A 16,539-nucleotide genomic window follows, 5' to 3' on the forward strand; every position below is an offset into this window, starting at 1 on the left:
GACCGAGGCCGCCCGGGCGCGCGGGCTGCAGGTGGGCGGCGGCCCGGTGGTGACCCTGCTGGACGGCGCCGAGGCCGGCTCCGGGGACATTGCAGTGGCGCTGGACGCCCCATGGGGCCTGGCGGCTTCGGACGCCGGATTGAAGGTCGCGCTGTATGGGGACACTCCGGCGGCCTTCGAGGCGCTGCTGGACTTCCTGACCGGGGAGGCTCCGGCACCGGGCAAATTGCCGGCCGCGGTAGGCAAGTACGGCACGGGGACCGGCTGCGGAAGCGCGAAGCAATGAGTACCCTGGGCAAATACCCGTAGTAACTACTCATGTGCCGGCCGTTGTCCCCTCCTACGCTGGAGGTGCTGCCGGATGGCAGCGCTTAGGAGCCGGCGGCGGTGCCTCCACACCGGGGGCTGCCCCAGCCGCCGCCGGCTCCGTCAGGCCAAGGTCAGGCGAGGGGCTCCACCACAATCGTCACCCGGTCCTCGCCGATGCGTGTCAGCACCAGCGTCGCCTTGTTCGGGCCCTTGCCGGAGCCGGTCAGCAGCGTCTTGCGCAGCTCGTCCGGAGCCACTGCGGTGCCGCGCTTCTTGATTTCCAGGACGCCGATCCGGGACGCCTTGACCCAGGCCTTGAGCTTCTTGACGTTGAAGGGGCGGACCTCAAGGATCTTGTAGGCGCGGGCGAACGGCGTCGTCACGTGCCCGGGGGCGCAGATGTAGGCAATGTGCGGATCCAGCAGGTGCCCGCCCAGCTGCCGGGCCACATCGGCCACCAGTCCGGCACGGATGACGGCGCCGTCGGGCTCGTACAGGTAGCCCTCGGCGGGCCCGAGTTCCACGTCCTGATGGTCCCGGTCATAGTCCGCGCCGCTGGTCAGTTCGGCCGAGCCGCCGTCGCGGATCACCAGTGCAGCCCGGCGGATGCCCGGCCGGGCAAGCTTATTGAACCACAGCGCCGCCTCGGTCACCTCGCCGTGGACCGAGATCCACTGCGCCTCGCAGTTCTCCGGCAGCGACTCATGCGGAATGCCCGGGCCCATCTTCACCCCTACCGGCAGGCCGCGGTCGGCCAGTGACTCGACGAAGGACAGCGGCGGGGAGAAGGCCTCCGGGTCGAAAATGCGGGTGGTGCCGGACGTCGTCGTTGTCCGCCGCGCCGGATCCAGCCAGACCCCGTCCACGCCGGCCAGGTCCACTTCGGTGGCGTCGGCATGGACCACGGTGGCCTCCGGCCACGGCATGAGGTTGATCGTGGCGACGGCGGCAGTGGTCTCGTCGCGTTCGACGGCGGTGACCTTGCGGTCCAGGGTGGCCAGGGCGATCGCGTCCGAACCAATGCCGCAGCCGAGGTCCGCCACGTGCTCCAGGCCGGCGGCGGCGAAGCGCTGGGCATGCAAGGCGGCGATGTTCAGCCGGGTGGCCTGTTCCAGGCCCGCGTGGGTGAAGAGCATCCGTTCGGCAAACGGGCCGAACTTGGCTTCGGCCTTGGCTCGCAGCCGTGCCTGGGTCAGCACCGCGGAGACGAGCTCCGCGGGGTACCCGGCCTTGCGCAGTTCGAGGTTCTTCTTGAGGCTGTCTTCCTCCGAATAGGGTCCCAGCGAGTTCAGCAGCTCCCAGCCCTCGGAAGTCAGCAGCGGGGCAATGTGTTCAAATTCTGGGGAAGTCTCGGCCATCCTTCCAGTCTAGGAGCCGACGGCCCCGCCGCGAGCTTGCGGGCGGTGGGAGGTGACGAAGACGCTGATCCTGCACCCCTGCTACGCTCCCTCCCATGGAGACCCCCTTGCCGCAGGCAGCAACGTACCTCTCCGCTGCCGAAAGTTTCCGGGACCTGCTTGCCCGCGTCCCCGACACCGCCTGGGACCGGCCGGGCCTGGGCGAGTGGTCCGTGCGCACCCTCGCCGGACACACCAGCCGCGCCCTGCTGACGGTGCTGACCTACCTGGACCGGCCCGCCGAACGGGTGGAGGTGGAGTCCGCGGCCGCCTACTATGCCGGACTGGATTTCTCCAACGCTCCGGAGATCACCCAGCGGGCCGTGCAGGCAGGGCAGGACCTGGGTCCGGATCCGGTGGCCACGGTGGACACGCTGCTGGCCCGGCTGCGGGAGCGGCTGCCGCAGGAGCCGGACCGGATGATTCACACCATCGCCGGAGGCATCCGGCTGGCCGACTACCTGCCCACGCGCACCTTCGAGCTGGCCGTCCACGCGCTGGACCTGGCGGGCGCCTGCCGGCTGGCGGTGAGGCTGCCGCCCGAGGTTGAACGCGCCGCGGCCGCACTGGCCGTGCAGATAGCCGTCCGCCGCGGCGACGGCGTCCCGGTGCTGCTGGCCCTGACCGGCCGGGCCGGGCTGCCGCCGCGGTTCTCCGTGGTGTGAGGGCCCCTGCTTCCAGCCGTCGGCCCATGCCGGCCCGGAACTGTCGGCCGGGTGCCTACACCCGCGGAGGTCCCCTCCCGGTCTTGCCGCCGCTGCTGCCCGGCATGGCGCGGCCCCAGCTGCCGCCGGCCACGGCGCGGTCCCGGCAGTTCGCCGACGCCTCCGGAGGGATGCTTCCGGCCTCGACCGGCCGGTTGCGGATGCCGATGGCGGAGATGATCCCGCCGGCAAGCAGCAGCACCGCCGCAACGAGCACCACCCGGCGGAAGGCGCCGTAGCCGAGGGTGCCTCCGATCATGGCACCGGCGGCGGCGATGGCAAGCAGGCCGGCCACCCGGGCCACGGCGTTGTTGATGGCAGAGCCGATGCCGCTTTGGTCCGGGCCGACCGCTCCCAGCACCGCGGCGGTCAGCGGGGAAACGGTGACTGCCAGTCCGAGGCCGAACAGCAGGATGCCGGGGAGCAGCTGCAGCCAGAAATTGAGCGGATCGTGTGCGCTCTGCATTAGCAGGAAACCGGCCCCGGCGACCGCCGGCCCGGCTGCCATGAAGAGGCGGGGGCCCGTGGGTCCCGGCGAGTGCGCCGAATGGTGCGGCGAGCGAGAGCGACAGCAGCGTGGCGGGGATGGTGGCCAGCCCGGCGGCAGTGGCGGAGAAACCGGCAACCTGCTGCAGGAAGATCGGGAGGATGAACAGGGCCAGCGACAGGCCCGCGTAGATGCTGGCGGTGGCCAGGTTGCCCACCCCGAAGTTGCGGATCCGGAAGAGGGCCAGGGGCATCATCGGATGCGGGGTCCGGGACTCCCACCAAATGAATGCGGTGAAGCTGGCCAGCCCGGCGGCCAGCGGCGCCAGCACCAGCGGGTCTGCCCGGCCGAGGTGCTCCCACTCGATCAGGGCGAATACCGGCCCGGCCAGGCCGGCGGCGGCCAGCACCGCACCGCGGACATCAACCGGCGTCCGCGGCCCCGCGCGTGCCGGCTCGGCCAGGGCAGCCAGCAGCTTCAGGGTGATGGCGATCGGGAGGACGTTGATCGCGAAGATCAGCCGCCAGCTCACGGCGTCGGCCAGGAGCCCGCCCAGCAGCGGTCCGATCAGGAACGCGGTTCCGGTCCATGCCGTCCAGGTTCCGATCGCCCTGTCCCGGGCCGGATCCTTGAAGGTTGCGGTGATGAGCGCCAGCGAGCCGGGCACGAGCAGCGCGGCCCCCACGCCCTGGAGCATGCGCGCGCCGATGAGGAAGCCGCCTGCCGGCGCCGCCGCGCAGAGCAGGGACGCCGTCCCGAACAGGGCCAGTCCCCACCGCAGCACCCGGACCCGCCCGTAGGAGTCGGACAGCGCTCCGGCCACCAGGATCAGGGAGCCGAGGCTGAGCAGGTAGCCATCCACCACCCACTGCTGGGTGGCGATGCCGCCGCCCAGCTCGCGGCCGATGGCGGGCAGGGCAACATTGACGATCGAGCCGTCGAGGAAGGCCACGAAGGAGGCCAGGATGGCCACCCGCAGCACCGTACCTTCCCGGGACTTGCTCCGCATGCCGGCATGCTACCGGGCGGTACGGACGGTGACCGCCATCTTCTGCACAGCGTTGTTGCCCATGCCCAGCCAGTTCCATTCCGGTTCCTGCGGCTGGATCCGGACCAGCGCATCCACGGCCCGGCACATCAGCTCGTGTTCGCCGGGCTCCGCCTGCCAATGGAAGGACCAGCCGCGCCAGGCAAATTCACCCTCCGGCGCATCCAGCCGGGCATCGGACCACACGCCGTCCACGGCAACTTGGACCCGCTGGATGGGCGCCCGGCCGGACCAGGCCCTGCCGTGCAGCAGCACCGGTCCGCTATCCACCAGCCGGTGCCGGGTGAGGAAGTCCGGGATGCCCGGCGGCACCATGAGCGCACGGACCTTCATCCGGGTGACCGGCTCGCCCGGATCCGTCTCGTCGGTCTTGTAACAGTAGGACTGTATCTGCTGGAAGCCGGTGAAGGGCCGGGTCCGGGCCTCGATGCCGGCCAGCCACTTCACGCTGGCCATGCCGTACCAGCCGGGCACCACCAGCCGCACCGGGAAACCATGCTGCGGCGGCAGCGGTGCCCCGTTCATCGCATAAGCCAGCAGCACATCCGGTGACAGCGCCTCGGACACCGGCAGGCTCCGGGCATAGTCCTGCTCTTCGCCGCCTTGGATGCCCCGGTCGGCCCCGGTGAAGACGATGTCCACGGCGTCCGGTTCGACGCCGGCCTCCTCGAGCAGCGGCGCCAGCGGCGTGCCGGTCCATTCCGCGGTGCCGACACCGCCGTGGAGCCAGGGCTGGCCGATCGGCCGCGGTTTGAGCAGGCTGCGCCCGTTGCCTGCGCATTCCAGGGTCACGGCCAGTGTGCGCTGCTCACGGGCCTGCAGCTGGGCGAGCGTGAATTCGAGCGGACGGCGGACGGCGCCGCCGATCCGCAGCCGCCAGGAGCCGGCATCGATGACGGGGACATCGAAATGGATCAGCAGATAGTGCATGCCGGCCGGGCTGCGGTCGATGGCGAGCATCTCCAGCGGCATGGCGTGGTTGCGCGCGCCCAGCTGCAGCTCCTCCGCGGTCAGCGGTACGTCCGCGGGCGCCGGAACGGCAGCCGGCGGTTCGGGAAGGGTCTTCATGGGTCCAGTGTTGAACGCGGCGGCGGCGATGTCAGGAACCTGGGTTCCAGATGGCCAGCTCGGCCAGCCTGCCGGGTTCGACGACGACGATCCGGTCCCGTTCCGTGCGGACCACGCCGGCTTCGCGCAGTTCCCGCAGGATCCGCACCACCACCTCCCGGACCGATCCGACGGCTTCGGCCAGTTCCTGCTGCGTGGTGCGCACGGCCAGCTCCGGCGACGCGCCCGGCCAGGCAACCAGCAGCGCGGTCTGCCCGCCGTCGTCGGCACCCGCCGCCAGGTCCAGCAGGTGCCGGGCCACACGCTGGCGCACCGAGGCGAAGGCGCTGCCGGGAATCTCGGCCATGAAACCGAGCACACGCTCGCTGAGTTCGCGCAGGAAGACCTGCGCCACCGGCAGTTCGCGTGCTGCCGCACTGCGTGCCCGGGCCGGGGAAAGCCGCATCAGGGCGGTGTCGGTCAGCGCCACCGCGCTCGCCGGCATGACGAAATGCGGCGCGAAAAGGGACACCACGCCCATCAACGCCCCGCGGCGGCAGTAGCGCACCGTGATGGTCCGTCCGTCGGGTGCCGTGACGTAGAACTTCAGCAGCCCGGAGATCATCAGCTCCAGATGCGGGACCGTGTCGCCTTCGCGGTGGGTTACCGTTCCCGCCGGGACCCAGAGGCGGGTGCTGCCGGCCATCAGATCGTCCAGCAGCGGCCCGGGAAGGCTGCCCAGCCCGGAAGCGGCAACCGCCTGCCGGGCCAGGGCATCGGCGGTCCAGGCCGGGCCGGGGCCTGCTTGGGCCGTCATCGCCCACCGCTGGTCGCATGCTGCGCTGGATTCCGTGCCATGTCCGTCTCCGTCCAGGCCCGCGGCCGGACCGGCGGCGGGCCCTGGTTCCATGCTAGCGGGTGCACCGCTGGCCCATCTTCCCTGGCTGTGCCAGTCTGGGAAGTGCCCGCCTACCGAAGGAGACCATCATGGACGGCATGGGTGCCGGGTTCGCCCCCAGGCAGGCCTTCAGCGGCTTCAGCGTCAACGACACCGCGGCAGCCAGGGATTTCTATGCCGGAACGCTGGGGCTGGAGGTGGCCGAGGGTCCCATGGGCATACTCGAGCTGACCCTGCCCGGCGGGGCCCGGGTCATCGCGTATCCGAAGGAGAACCACGAACCGGCCACGTTCACCATCCTGAACTTCGCGGTCGACGACGTGGAAGCGGCAGTGGATGACCTGAACGCGCGCGGCGTGCAGACCAGGATCTACGACGATCCTGCGCTGCCCACGGACGCCAAGGGCATCATGCGCGGCCATGGTCCGGACATCGCCTGGTTCAAGGACCCGGCCGGCAACGTGCTCGCCGTGCTCAAGGCCTAGCCGCCCGTCGTGTTCCCGCGGGCACCGCAGCCTCAGGCGAAGTAGACACCGATCCGGTTGCCGTCGATTTCCTCAATCCGGATGTCGATGTCGTAGACCTCCCGCAGCACCTCCGGCTGCATGATCTGCCCGGGGGAGCCCTGGTGCAGCAGCCGGCCGCCGCGCATGGCCAGGATGGTGTCCGAATAGCAGGAGGCGAAGTTGATGTCGTGGATGACCACCACCACCGTCTTGCCCAGCTCGTCGGCCAGCCGGCGCAACAGGCGCATCATCTCCACCGAGTGCTTCATGTCCAGGTTGTTCAGCGGCTCGTCCAGCAGCAGGTAGCCGGTGTCCTGTGCCAGCACCATGGCGATGAACGCCCGCTGCCGCTGGCCGCCGGAGAGCTCGTCGACGAACTTGTCTGCCAGCGGCAGCAGGTCCAGCTGCTCGAGGGCACGCTCGATGTGCCCGCGGTCCTCGACCGTGGGCCGGCCGCCCGAGTGGGGGAAGCGCCCGAAGGCCACCAGGTCCCGGACCTTCAGGCGCATGGTCAGGTGGTTCTCCTGCCGCAGGATCGCCATGGTCCTGGCCAGGTCGCGGCTGGGGGTGGCGGCGATATCCAGGCCGCCCACCGCCACGCTTCCTGCATCCATCGGCTGCAGCCGGGAGATCATCGACAGCAGCGTGGACTTGCCCGCCCCGTTGGGGCCGATGATGGAGGTGACACCGCCGGAGGGAATCTCCGCGGTGACCTGGTCCACCACCCGGGCGGTGCCGTAGGACTTGCAGACGCCGGAAAGCCGGATCACTTCAGGGAACCCTTCAACAGCAGGTACAGGAACAGAAGGCCGCCGGTGAACTCGATGATGATGCTCAGCGCCGTATCGAAGCCGAACACCTGCTCCAGCACCAGCTGTCCGCCGATCAGCGCCAGCGCACCCAGCAGCGAGACGATCGGCAGCAGCCAGCGGTGGGCGTAGTCCCGGCAGAGGTGGTAGCCCAGGCTTACCACCAACAGCCCGAAAAAGGTCACCGGACCCACCAGCGCGGTGGAGACGGCCACGAGCAGCGAGCACATGACCAGCACCCGGGTGACCACCCGGCGGTGGTCCACGCCCAGGTTGACCGCGGTTTCCCGGCCCAGCGCCAGCACGTCCAGCGTGTGGCGCAGCCGCCAGGCCGCCGCAGCAATGGCACCGACCACCACGGCGGAAACCCCCAGCAGGCCGGGGTCAACCTGGTTGAACGAGGCGAAGAACAGGTCCTGCAGGATGATGTACTCGCTGGGGTCCATCAGCCGCTGCAGCAGCGAGGAAGCCCCGCGGAAGAGCGTGCCGAGCACGATCCCCACCAGCAGCATCAGGTGCAGCGAGTGGGAGCCGCCGGTGAATAACCAGCGGTACAGCAGGCCGGAGAAGAGCACCATCAGCAGCACCTCGGCGGCGAATTTTGCCGGTGCCGGCACCGTGGCCAGCGTGCTGCCGCCCACGGCGAAGACCAGGGCCGTCTGGATGAACAGGTAGAGCGAGTCGAAGCCCATGATCGAGGGCGTCAGAATACGGTTGGCCGTCACGGTCTGGAACATCAGCGTTGACAGTCCTACGGCTGCCGCCACCAGCAGCATCGCGCCGACCTTCACAGCGCGGCGGGGCAGGATGTAGCCGAGGTTGCCGCGCAGGTCCAGGGTCATGAAGAGCACGGCGGCGGCCAGCGTCGCCACCGCGAGCACGGCGAGCACGACGACGGGTGAGGCCTCGCGCAGCAGCAGGCTGCGGCGCCGTGTTCCGGTTTGGCCCGGCAGGCCGGAGAAGGCGGGGGCGTCAGCCACGCCCGGCACCCTTCCGCCGGGTGCGCAGCAGCAGGAAGAGGAAGATCACGGCGCCGACGACGGACATGACCATGCCCACCGGGACCTCGTAGGGGTAGCGGATGGTGCGGCCGGCGATATCGCAGGCGAGTACGAACCCGGCACCGAACACGGCCGTCCAGGGCACCGCCCGGCGCAGGTTGTCGCCGAAGACGAGCGAGACGATGTTCGGCACCACCAGGCCCAGGAACGGGACGGCTCCGACGGTGGTGACGACGACGGCGGAGATCAGCGCGACCAGGGTCAGGCCCAGGCGCATGATCGCCTTGTAGTTCATGCCCAGGTTGGTCGTGAAGTCCGCACCCATGCCGGCGACGGTGAAGCGGTCCGCGGCGATATAGCCGATAAGGGTCAGGGCGGCAACGATCCACAGCAGTTCGTAGCGCCCGCGCAGGACCCCGGAAAAGTCCCCGATCATCCAGTTGTTCAGGGTCTGGAGCAGGTCGAAGCGATAGGCGAAGAACGTGGCGACGGAAGCGATGACGCCGCCGAGCATGATGCCGACCAGCGGCACCAGCAGGGTATTGCGGGCCGGCAGGCGGCGCAGCACGGCCAGGAACAGGCCGGTGCCGGCCAGCGCGAAGAGGCTGGCCACACCCATCTTGGCCATCAGCGGGGCGGCCGGGGCGGCGACTGTGACCACCAGGGTGCCCAGTGTCGCCGATTCCACCGTGCCCACCGTGGAGGGTTCGACGAAGCGGTTGCGGGCCATCAGCTGCATGATGAGCCCGGCAACGGCCACTGCGGTGCCGGCCAGGACCACGGCCAAGGTGCGCGGTACCCGCGAGATCCAGAAGATGTCCCAGGCCTCCTGCTCCCCGGCGAGCAGGGCCGGCAGCGAGACATCGGAGACGCCCACGAACATGCTGGCCGCCGCAAGGGCGGCAATGCCCAGCCCGGCCAGGACGAGCAGGGCGGATTCGTATGAAGCACCGTCCTTGGCGGCGGAACGGCCAACGGCCGCCGCGGATGTTGTCGCCTCCACGGCGGCCGGCCGGTTCAGGGCGGGGACTGCCATAATCTTGTCCGGAGCCTTGCGTCCGCTGCCTAGAGGGCAGCGGTGACGGCGTCGATCATGGCCGGCAGGTTGTTCAGGCCGTAGCCGACGAGGTACCAGGAGGAGGCGTCCAGGGGGACGATCTTGCCGTTTTTGGCGGCGTTGGTGGACTTGACCAGGTCGTTGTCCAGCACGGCGGAGGCGGCTTCGGCCCTCGTGCCCATCGCGGCGTCGCGGTCGACGACGAACAGCAGGTCCGGGTTGGTTTCCTTTACGAACTCGAAGGAGACGGACTCGCCGTGGGCGCCCTCGGCCTTGATGTCGCTGGCCGCGGGCACGCCCAGCACGTCGTGGACCAGGCCGAAGCGGGAGTTGGAACCGTAGGCGGTGACCTCGCCGCTGGAGGTCATGATGACCAGGCCTTTGCCGGCGTCGGCGGACTTGGCCTTGGTGTCCTCGATCTGTGCGTTGAGCGCGTCCAGCTTTTCGGCGACGCGGTCCTCGGCGTCGAAGATCCTGCCCAGGGTCTGAGCCTGCTCGGTAAAGGACTCAAGCGGCGTGGCGGCATCGACGGACAAATCGACGGTGGGGGCGATCTTGCTCAGCTCCTCGTAGGAGCCGGCGGTGCGCCCGGAGATGATGATCAGGTCCGGGGCCCCGGCGGAGATGGCTTCGAAGTCCGGTTCCTTCATGGAGCCGATCCTGGTGTACTTCCCGTCCTCGTACTTGGCCAGGGACTCGGGGTACTCGGCCTCCGGCACGCCGTCGGCCTCCAAGCCCAGCGCATCCAGGGAATCCAGCACGCCCAGGTCGAAGCTGTAGACCGTCTCGGGGTTGGCCGGGACCTCGGTGGTGCCCTGCGCATGCTCGATGGTGACGGTTTCGCCGGCGGCTTCCGCGGAAGCGCCCGCGTCCTGGCCGCAGGCGCTCATGGCCAGCATGGAAACGGCAACCGATGCCGCCAGCAGGCGCGACTTGACTGTCTTGTTCACGTGGGACTCCGTAGCAGGTTGGCTCCGGAGGCCTTCGTGTCCGCCCCCGGCAATAGATTACAAAAGTGTGATTTATTTGTGCGCCCTTTGAAGCTATCGGTTAGGTTAGCCTTACCGCAAATCCGGCGGCTGCGAGGTGGGACCGGCGGGCCCCGGCGCCCTCTGCGGCCTTTGCTGGCACTCGCCTTGACCGAGTGCTAATCCGTCTCATAGAGTCGCTGTTAGCACTCTCACCGCGAGGGTGCTAACCCCTTCAAGGAAGCCCGCCGGCACCGCGACGACGGCAGGGACGTCCTTGGCAAGTGAACCTATTCGTAGCTCATGCAAAGGAGAGAGCCGAGTGTCGGTCTCCATCAAGCCTCTTGAGGATCGTATTGTTGTCCAGCCGCTCGAAGCAGAGCAGACCACGGCTTCCGGCCTGGTCATCCCGGACACCGCCAAGGAAAAGCCGCAGGAAGGCAAGGTTGTCGCGGTGGGACCGGGCCGTGTCGACGACAACGGCAACCGCATTCCCGTCGACGTGGCCGAAGGCGACGTCGTCATCTACTCCAAGTACGGCGGAACCGAGGTTAAGTTCGGCGGCGAGGAGTACCTCGTGCTGTCCGCCCGCGACGTGCTGGCCGTCGTCACCAAGTAGTTTTCCGAACGCCCCGGCCGGACCATCCGGCCGGGGTTTTCGCCCCTAAGGAGTAGAAACATGGCAAAGCAGTTGGAGTTCAGCGACTCCGCGCGCAAGGCCCTTGAGGCCGGCGTCGACAAGCTGGCGAACACCGTCAAGGTGACCCTCGGCCCGCGCGGCCGCAACGTGGTGCTGGACAAGAAGTGGGGCGCGCCCACCATCACCAATGACGGCGTGACCATCGCCCGCGAGGTGGAGCTGGAGGATCCGTACGAGAACCTCGGCGCCCAGCTGGCCAAGGAAGTCGCCACCAAGACCAACGACGTCGCCGGTGACGGCACCACCACCGCCACCGTGCTGGCCCAGGCCCTGGTCAAGGAGGGCCTGCGCAACGTTGCCGCCGGCGCCGCGCCGGGCGAGATCAAGCGCGGCATCGAGGTTGCCGTAGAGGCCGTCGCCGCCCGCCTGCTGGAGAACGCCCGCGAGGTTGAGGGCAAGGTCGCCGAGGTGGCCACCATCTCCGCCCAGAGCGAGGAGATCGGCCAGCTGCTGGCCGAAGCCTTCGACAAGGTCGGCAAGGACGGCGTCATCACCATCGAGGAAGCCTCCGGCATCAGCACCGAGCTGGTGCTCACCGAGGGCATGCAGTTCGACAAGGGCTACCTGTCCCCGTACTTCGTCACCGACGCCGAGCGCCAGGAAGCCGTCCTCGAGGATGCGCTCATCCTGATCAACCAGGGCAAGATCTCCTCCATCCAGGAATTCCTGCCGCTGCTGGAGAAGGTGCTGCAGGCCGGCAAGCCGCTGTTCATCATCGCCGAGGACATCGAGGGCGAGGCCCTGTCCACCCTGGTGGTCAACAAGATCCGCGGCACCCTGAACGCCGTCGCCGTCAAGGCCCCGGGCTTCGGTGACCGCCGCAAGGCCATGCTGCAGGACATCGCGATCCTCACCGGTGCCGAAGTTGTCTCCCCGGACCTGGGCCTGAAGCTGGACCAGGTGGGTCTGGAGGTCCTGGGCACCGCCCGCCGGATCACCGTCACCAAGGACAACACCACCATCGTCGACGGCGCCGGTTCCGAATCCGACGTGGCCGACCGCGTGGCCCAGATCCGTGCCGAGATCGAACGCACCGACTCGGACTGGGACCGCGAGAAGCTGCAGGAGCGCCTGGCCAAGCTGGCCGGCGGTGTCGGCGTCATCAAGGTCGGCGCCGCCACCGAGGTGGAGCTGAAGGAGAAGAAGCACCGGATCGAGGACGCCGTCTCCGCCACCCGCGCCGCGCTCGAGGAGGGCATCGTGGCCGGCGGCGGCTCGGCCCTGATCCACGCCGCCAAGGTGCTGGACACGGACCCGGAGGTCCTCAAGCTCGAGGGCGACGCCGCCACCGCGGTGAACCTGGTCCGCCGCGCGCTGGCCCAGCCGCTGCGCTGGATTGCCGAGAACGCCGGCTTCGAGGGCATGGTCGTGGTCTCCCGGGTGGACGAACTGGAGAACAACTCCGGCTTCAATGCCATCAGCGGGGACTACGAGGACCTGATCGCCGCCGGCATCATCGACCCGGTCAAGGTCACCCGTTCGGCGCTGCGCAACGCCGCTTCCATCGCCGCCCTGGTGCTGACCACCGAGACTCTGGTCGCGGAGAAGCCGGCCGAGGAAGAGGACGCCCACGCGGGCCACCAGCACTAACCTCAATGCGTGCACGCGGGAAGGGGATCCGGTCAGCGCCGGGTCCCCTTCCCGCGTTAACCGGCATTAGGAACCAGGCCAATCGGCGCGGTTCGTCCGGCGGTCCGGGCACCGGCAGGATCAGTCGGTCTCCGGCTGGTCCTCCTGCAGGCGCCTGCTCCTGGCGGCCCCGCCTGGCCGGGCCCAGACGACATCGTCGGGCCCTTCGGCCGAATCCTGGGAATGGGCGCGGATGTCGATTCCCTCCCCCGAATCATCACCCTCGGCGGCGTCCTCGGTGTGGAGGCGGATATCGTCGCTGGAATCCCGGTTAGTTTCCATGGCTGCTTCTTTCCCCGGCACGTGGAACGGTCCGTGCGTATCCAGCGTACCGCCGCCGTCCACCCGGCGGGAGGGCCGGGGACGGTCACCGCGGGCCCTTCCGGCACGCTGCCGTAATCTGTGCCACATCCGCCGCCGGCGGAAATAGTGGCCGGCCCCGAATGGTTCTACGATGTACTTACACCCCCACGCAGAACCGGCTTCGATGCGACTTTCGCCGCCCGCCCGGTGTTTTCCGAAAGGCATTCCACGTGACCGACGCTGAATTCAATCCGTTTGCCTTCGAGGGACTGACGTACGATGACGTACTGCTGCTTCCCGGTCCCACCGACGTGATCCCGTCCGAGGCGGACACCAGTTCCCGGCTGTCCAAGCGCATCACGGTCCACACGCCGCTGCTCTCGGCCGCCATGGACACCGTCACCGAGTCCCGCATGGCGATCGCCATGGCCCGCGAAGGCGGCCTCGGCGTCATCCACCGCAACCTGTCCATCCAGGATCAGGCCGAGCATGTGGACCGGGTCAAGCGCAGCGAGTCCGGCATGATCACCAACCCGGTGACCATCTCCCCGGAAGCCACGCTGGCCGAACTGGACGACCTCTGCCGCAACTACCGGGTCTCGGGCCTGCCGGTGGTGGATCCGCGCGGCAAGCTGCTGGGCATTGTGACCAACCGCGACACCCGTTTCGTGCCGCGCGCCGCTTACGCCACCACCAAGGTGGACGAGGTCATGACCAGGATGCCGCTGATCACCGGCCGCGTGGGCATCAGCCGCGAGGAAACCGTCGAACTGCTGGGCAGGAACCGGATCGAGAAGCTGCCGCTGGTCGACGACGAGGGCTACCTGCGCGGCCTGATCACCGTCAAGGACTTCGACAAGGCCGAGCAGTACCCGCTGGCCACCAAGGACGAGGAAGGCCGCCTGCGCGTCGGTGCCGCCATCGGCTTCTTCGGGGACGGCTACGAGCGCGGCATGACCATGATCGAGGCCGGCGTGGATGTGCTGGTGGTGGACACCGCCAATGGCCACAGCCGCGGCGTGCTGGATATGATCGCCCGGCTGAAGAAGGACCCGTCGGCGGCGCATGTGGACATCATCGGCGGCCAGGCCGCCACCCGCGACGGCGCCCAGGCCCTGATCGAGGCCGGCGCGGACGCCATCAAGGTCGGCGTGGGCCCGGGTTCGATCTGCACCACCCGTGTGGTCGCCGGTGTGGGCGTTCCGCAGATTACCGCCATCTACGAATCGGCCAAGGCCGCCATTCCGGCCGGTGTGCCGCTGATTGCCGACGGCGGCCTGCAGTACTCCGGCGACATCGGCAAGGCCCTGGTGGCCGGCGCCGACACAGTGATGCTCGGCTCCCTGCTGGCCGGTGCGGCCGAAAGCCCCGGGGACCTGGTCTTCGTCAACGGCAAGCAGTTCAAGACCTACCGGGGCATGGGATCGCTCGGGGCCATGCAGACCCGCGGCAAGAACACCTCCTACTCCAAGGACCGCTACTTCCAGGCCGACGTTCCCGAGGATGAAAAGCTGATCCCCGAAGGCATCGAGGGCCAGGTGCCCTACCGCGGCCCGGTCTCCGCCGTCGCGCACCAGTTGGTCGGCGGCCTGCGCCAGACCATGTTCTACACCGGCGCGCGCACCGTCGCGGAGCTGAAGGCCAAGGGCAAGTTCGTCCGGATCACCGCGGCGGGCCTGAAGGAATCGCACCCGCACGACATCATGATCACCGCCGAGGCGCCGAACTACCGGCGCTGACGCGGTTGGGCCGGGGCTACAGCCGCAGGTCCTCGTAGCTGTGCAGCCGGCGCCCGGGCACGCTGGTGCCCAGGGACTCCAGGGCGCCGGGGGATTCCTCGAAGTGGTCGTTTAGCGGATCCAGGGCGAACAGGTAGGCAAAGTCCAGCCCGGTCAGCTCGCTGACCTTGCGGACGGGCACCTGGAATGTCTCCGGGACGAAGGCCTCGGTGACGATTCCGTCCACCAGCTTCTTCTGGCTGACCAGGTAGGCGGTGGCCGACTGCCCGCCGGCCGGCTTGTCGAAGACGGCAATCTTCCAAAAGGCCAGCGGAACGGGCACCCCGCGGTAGACCGGGTCCGCTGCGGTGAACACCGGGCCGGTGAAGACGACCAGCCGCTGCCTGGCGGCCCGGGCATGCTCCAGCAGGTAGTCCTCGAGGCCCGCCCACAGCGAGTCTCCTTGGTTGAAGAGCTTGTGCTGCGGGGAGCTGTTGGTGAAGTGGAACGTATCGTCGTTGGCCACCTTGGCCGTGGCGTCGTCGGTGCCCCAGGCCGGGTCCAGCCGGCGCACCAGGTGGCCGCGGTCGAAGTCGTTGCGCGTGTACAGTTCGTCGCCGATCTGCTCCTCCCGGCCCAGCCGGGGATCGAAGAACCAGACGTCGCGGTCGCGGGCAGGGGAGCGGCTGAGGCCGCCGTCGATATTGACGGCGGTGTACAGGGCCAGCCGCCGGGTCCGGTCCACCACCAGGCTGAAGTGGTGGTAGGGCAGGACCGCTGCGTCCTGCCCCGGGGAGGCCTGCCGGTTCCGCGCCGCGTTGGCCCGCTGGCTGTCGGTGAGCACGGGCAGGGGCACCGGGGCGGCCAGGAACTGCGTGTCGTAGCCACGCCGGTTGCGGTAGTCCGGGTCGATGCTGATGGCCTCCTCGGCGAGGCTGGTCCCGGCCGCCGGGGGTGATGCCGCGGGCGTGCCCAGCCGGATGCTGACCTGCAGCGGAATGGTCACGCAGACAGCTCCGTCGGCGCCGGCGGTCACGACGGCGGCTGCCGGCGCTTCCTGCCCGATACCGCCCTGGCCGTCCGGCGGGACCTGCTCGCCGGAACGTCCCCGGTCCGCCGGCGGATTCAGCAGCTCGGCGACCAGCTGCTGCTGTCCGGCCGCCAGCCCGCCGGAAGCCCGGTCGAGCCATTGCAGGATGCTGCTGATGCGCACTCCCTCGTTGGCCAGCCATTTGATCCGGGCCTCGCCCTGGTCGGGCGTCCAGACCGTGCCGTCCACGGTCAGGATGTCCCCGGCGGCATTGCGGTCAGGAACGCCCGAATGGTGCAGCCCCACGATTTCCCACTGGTTGTTGTACAGCGGGGAACCGGAGGAGCCCGGCGAGGTGTCGGTGCGGTAGTGCAGGAAGTTCTCCAGCCGGTCGATCAGCTCGTTCTGCTGCAGCGCGATCTGCTTGGGCTGGCCTTCGGGGTGCTGGATGATGTTGATGGACTCGCCCAGCAGGACCTTGCCCTGGTCCCTGGAGGTCCGGTTGAAGCCGAACTGCTCCCGCGCCACCCTGCCGCCGTCCGTGTGCGCGAAAGCTCCCACGGCGACCACGGAAAAGTCGAGCCCGGCATCGGTCAGGAACAGCACCTGGGGTTCCAAATCGAACAGGTACGCCGTGCGGGCGAGCCCGTCGGCGCCGTTCTGGTAGTTGAACTCCAGCTTGGAGAACGCTGCCGTCTCCCGGTCCGGCAGCACGTGGTTGTTCGTCAGCAGCAGGCGCGGGGACACCATGAAGCCGGTGCCGAAGCCGCGGCCGGCGAAGCGGTCGCGGACGTGGACCCGGCCAACCGTCTGCGCCGCCAGGACCCCGGTCTCCAGGAAGGAAACCCCCAGCAGGTTGTTGCCGCCAATCAGCCGCTCCAGCAGGCCGCCGTCGGCCGCGGCAGGCTCCGGCGCCGGCCGGCCGCCG

14 protein-coding genes and 2 pseudogenes are annotated in these 16,539 nt (G+C 69.1%); 6 read left to right on the forward strand and 10 right to left on the reverse strand.

Annotated elements, in window-relative coordinates:
• Positions 1-286: pseudogene (locus ACFQ36_RS12950) on the forward strand (beta-N-acetylhexosaminidase); the annotation flags it as partial.
• Between the two features lie 154 nt (positions 287-440).
• Here ACFQ36_RS12950 and ACFQ36_RS12955 read toward each other — a convergent pair.
• A complete protein-coding gene (locus tag ACFQ36_RS12955; RefSeq protein ID WP_377014218.1) occupies positions 441-1,667 on the reverse strand; it encodes an SAM-dependent methyltransferase in 1,227 nt (408 codons plus the stop codon).
• A 107-nt stretch (positions 1,668-1,774) separates the two neighbouring features.
• Between ACFQ36_RS12955 and ACFQ36_RS12960 the strand changes: the two genes are divergently transcribed.
• The gene (locus ACFQ36_RS12960; protein WP_377014219.1) at positions 1,775-2,371 is read left to right on the forward strand and encodes a maleylpyruvate isomerase N-terminal domain-containing protein; all 597 of its coding nucleotides are present in this window, start codon (positions 1,775-1,777) and stop codon (positions 2,369-2,371) included.
• Between the two features lie 55 nt (positions 2,372-2,426).
• On the opposite strand, the pseudogene ACFQ36_RS12965 reads toward ACFQ36_RS12960, so the two are convergent.
• The 3 genes and pseudogenes from ACFQ36_RS12965 to ACFQ36_RS12975 form a co-directional block, all read right to left on the reverse strand.
• A pseudogene (locus ACFQ36_RS12965) lies at positions 2,427-3,906 on the reverse strand (MFS transporter).
• A gap of 9 nt (positions 3,907-3,915) precedes the next feature.
• Complete coding sequence (locus ACFQ36_RS12970; RefSeq protein ID WP_377014220.1) at positions 3,916-5,013, reverse strand: sulfite oxidase; 1,098 nt, start codon at positions 5,011-5,013, stop codon at positions 3,916-3,918.
• A gap of 31 nt (positions 5,014-5,044) precedes the next feature.
• Positions 5,045-5,809, reverse strand: a complete 765-nt coding sequence (locus tag ACFQ36_RS12975) for a Crp/Fnr family transcriptional regulator (RefSeq protein ID WP_377014221.1) — start codon at positions 5,807-5,809, stop codon at positions 5,045-5,047.
• Between the two features lie 170 nt (positions 5,810-5,979).
• Here ACFQ36_RS12975 and ACFQ36_RS12980 point away from each other — a divergent pair, with 170 nt between their 5' ends.
• Positions 5,980-6,375: a VOC family protein gene (locus ACFQ36_RS12980; RefSeq protein WP_377014222.1), complete on the forward strand. Its 396-nt coding sequence runs from the start codon at positions 5,980-5,982 to the stop codon at positions 6,373-6,375.
• A gap of 32 nt (positions 6,376-6,407) precedes the next feature.
• Here the strand turns inward: ACFQ36_RS12980 and ACFQ36_RS12985 are convergent, their stop codons facing one another.
• Genes ACFQ36_RS12985 through ACFQ36_RS13000 form a run of 4 tightly spaced genes read right to left on the reverse strand, consistent with a single transcriptional unit; the run spans position 6,408 to position 10,213 of the window.
• The gene (locus tag ACFQ36_RS12985; protein WP_377014223.1) at positions 6,408-7,166 is read right to left on the reverse strand and encodes an ABC transporter ATP-binding protein; all 759 of its coding nucleotides are present in this window, start codon (positions 7,164-7,166) and stop codon (positions 6,408-6,410) included.
• Complete coding sequence (locus tag ACFQ36_RS12990; protein ID WP_377014224.1) at positions 7,163-8,185, reverse strand: iron chelate uptake ABC transporter family permease subunit; 1,023 nt, start codon at positions 8,183-8,185, stop codon at positions 7,163-7,165. Before ACFQ36_RS12990 ends, ACFQ36_RS12985 begins: the two co-directional genes overlap by 4 nt.
• Positions 8,178-9,242, reverse strand: a complete 1,065-nt coding sequence (locus tag ACFQ36_RS12995; protein WP_377014225.1) for an ABC transporter permease — start codon at positions 9,240-9,242, stop codon at positions 8,178-8,180. The genes ACFQ36_RS12990 and ACFQ36_RS12995 overlap by 8 nt, the downstream gene beginning before the upstream one ends.
• A gap of 29 nt (positions 9,243-9,271) precedes the next feature.
• On the reverse strand, positions 9,272-10,213 hold the full coding sequence (locus tag ACFQ36_RS13000) for a siderophore ABC transporter substrate-binding protein (RefSeq protein ID WP_377014226.1): 942 nt from the start codon (positions 10,211-10,213) through the stop codon (positions 9,272-9,274).
• Between the two features lie 340 nt (positions 10,214-10,553).
• Here ACFQ36_RS13000 and groES point away from each other — a divergent pair, with 340 nt between their 5' ends.
• Entirely contained in the window at positions 10,554-10,850 is a 297-nt protein-coding gene (gene groES, locus ACFQ36_RS13005; protein WP_377014227.1) for a co-chaperone GroES, read from the forward strand.
• 60 nt (positions 10,851-10,910) lie between these two features.
• Entirely contained in the window at positions 10,911-12,521 is a 1,611-nt protein-coding gene (gene groL / locus ACFQ36_RS13010; protein WP_377014228.1) for a chaperonin GroEL, read from the forward strand.
• A gap of 120 nt (positions 12,522-12,641) precedes the next feature.
• Here the strand turns inward: groL and ACFQ36_RS13015 are convergent, their stop codons facing one another.
• The gene (locus tag ACFQ36_RS13015) at positions 12,642-12,842 is read right to left on the reverse strand and encodes a hypothetical protein (RefSeq protein ID WP_377014229.1); all 201 of its coding nucleotides are present in this window, start codon (positions 12,840-12,842) and stop codon (positions 12,642-12,644) included.
• Positions 12,843-13,093: 251 nt separating this feature from the next.
• On the opposite strand from ACFQ36_RS13015, the gene guaB reads away from it, so the two are divergent.
• A complete protein-coding gene (gene guaB, locus ACFQ36_RS13020; RefSeq protein ID WP_377014230.1) occupies positions 13,094-14,602 on the forward strand; it encodes an IMP dehydrogenase in 1,509 nt (502 codons plus the stop codon).
• Between the two features lie 16 nt (positions 14,603-14,618).
• On the opposite strand, the gene ACFQ36_RS13025 is transcribed toward guaB, so the two are convergent.
• Positions 14,619-16,539 (reverse strand): DNA/RNA non-specific endonuclease (locus ACFQ36_RS13025; RefSeq protein WP_377014231.1); only part of this gene is annotated, 1,921 nt, incomplete at its 5' end.

Source organism: Arthrobacter sp. GCM10027362 (assembly GCF_042679445.1).
Taxonomy (GTDB): domain Bacteria; phylum Actinomycetota; class Actinomycetes; order Actinomycetales; family Micrococcaceae; genus Crystallibacter.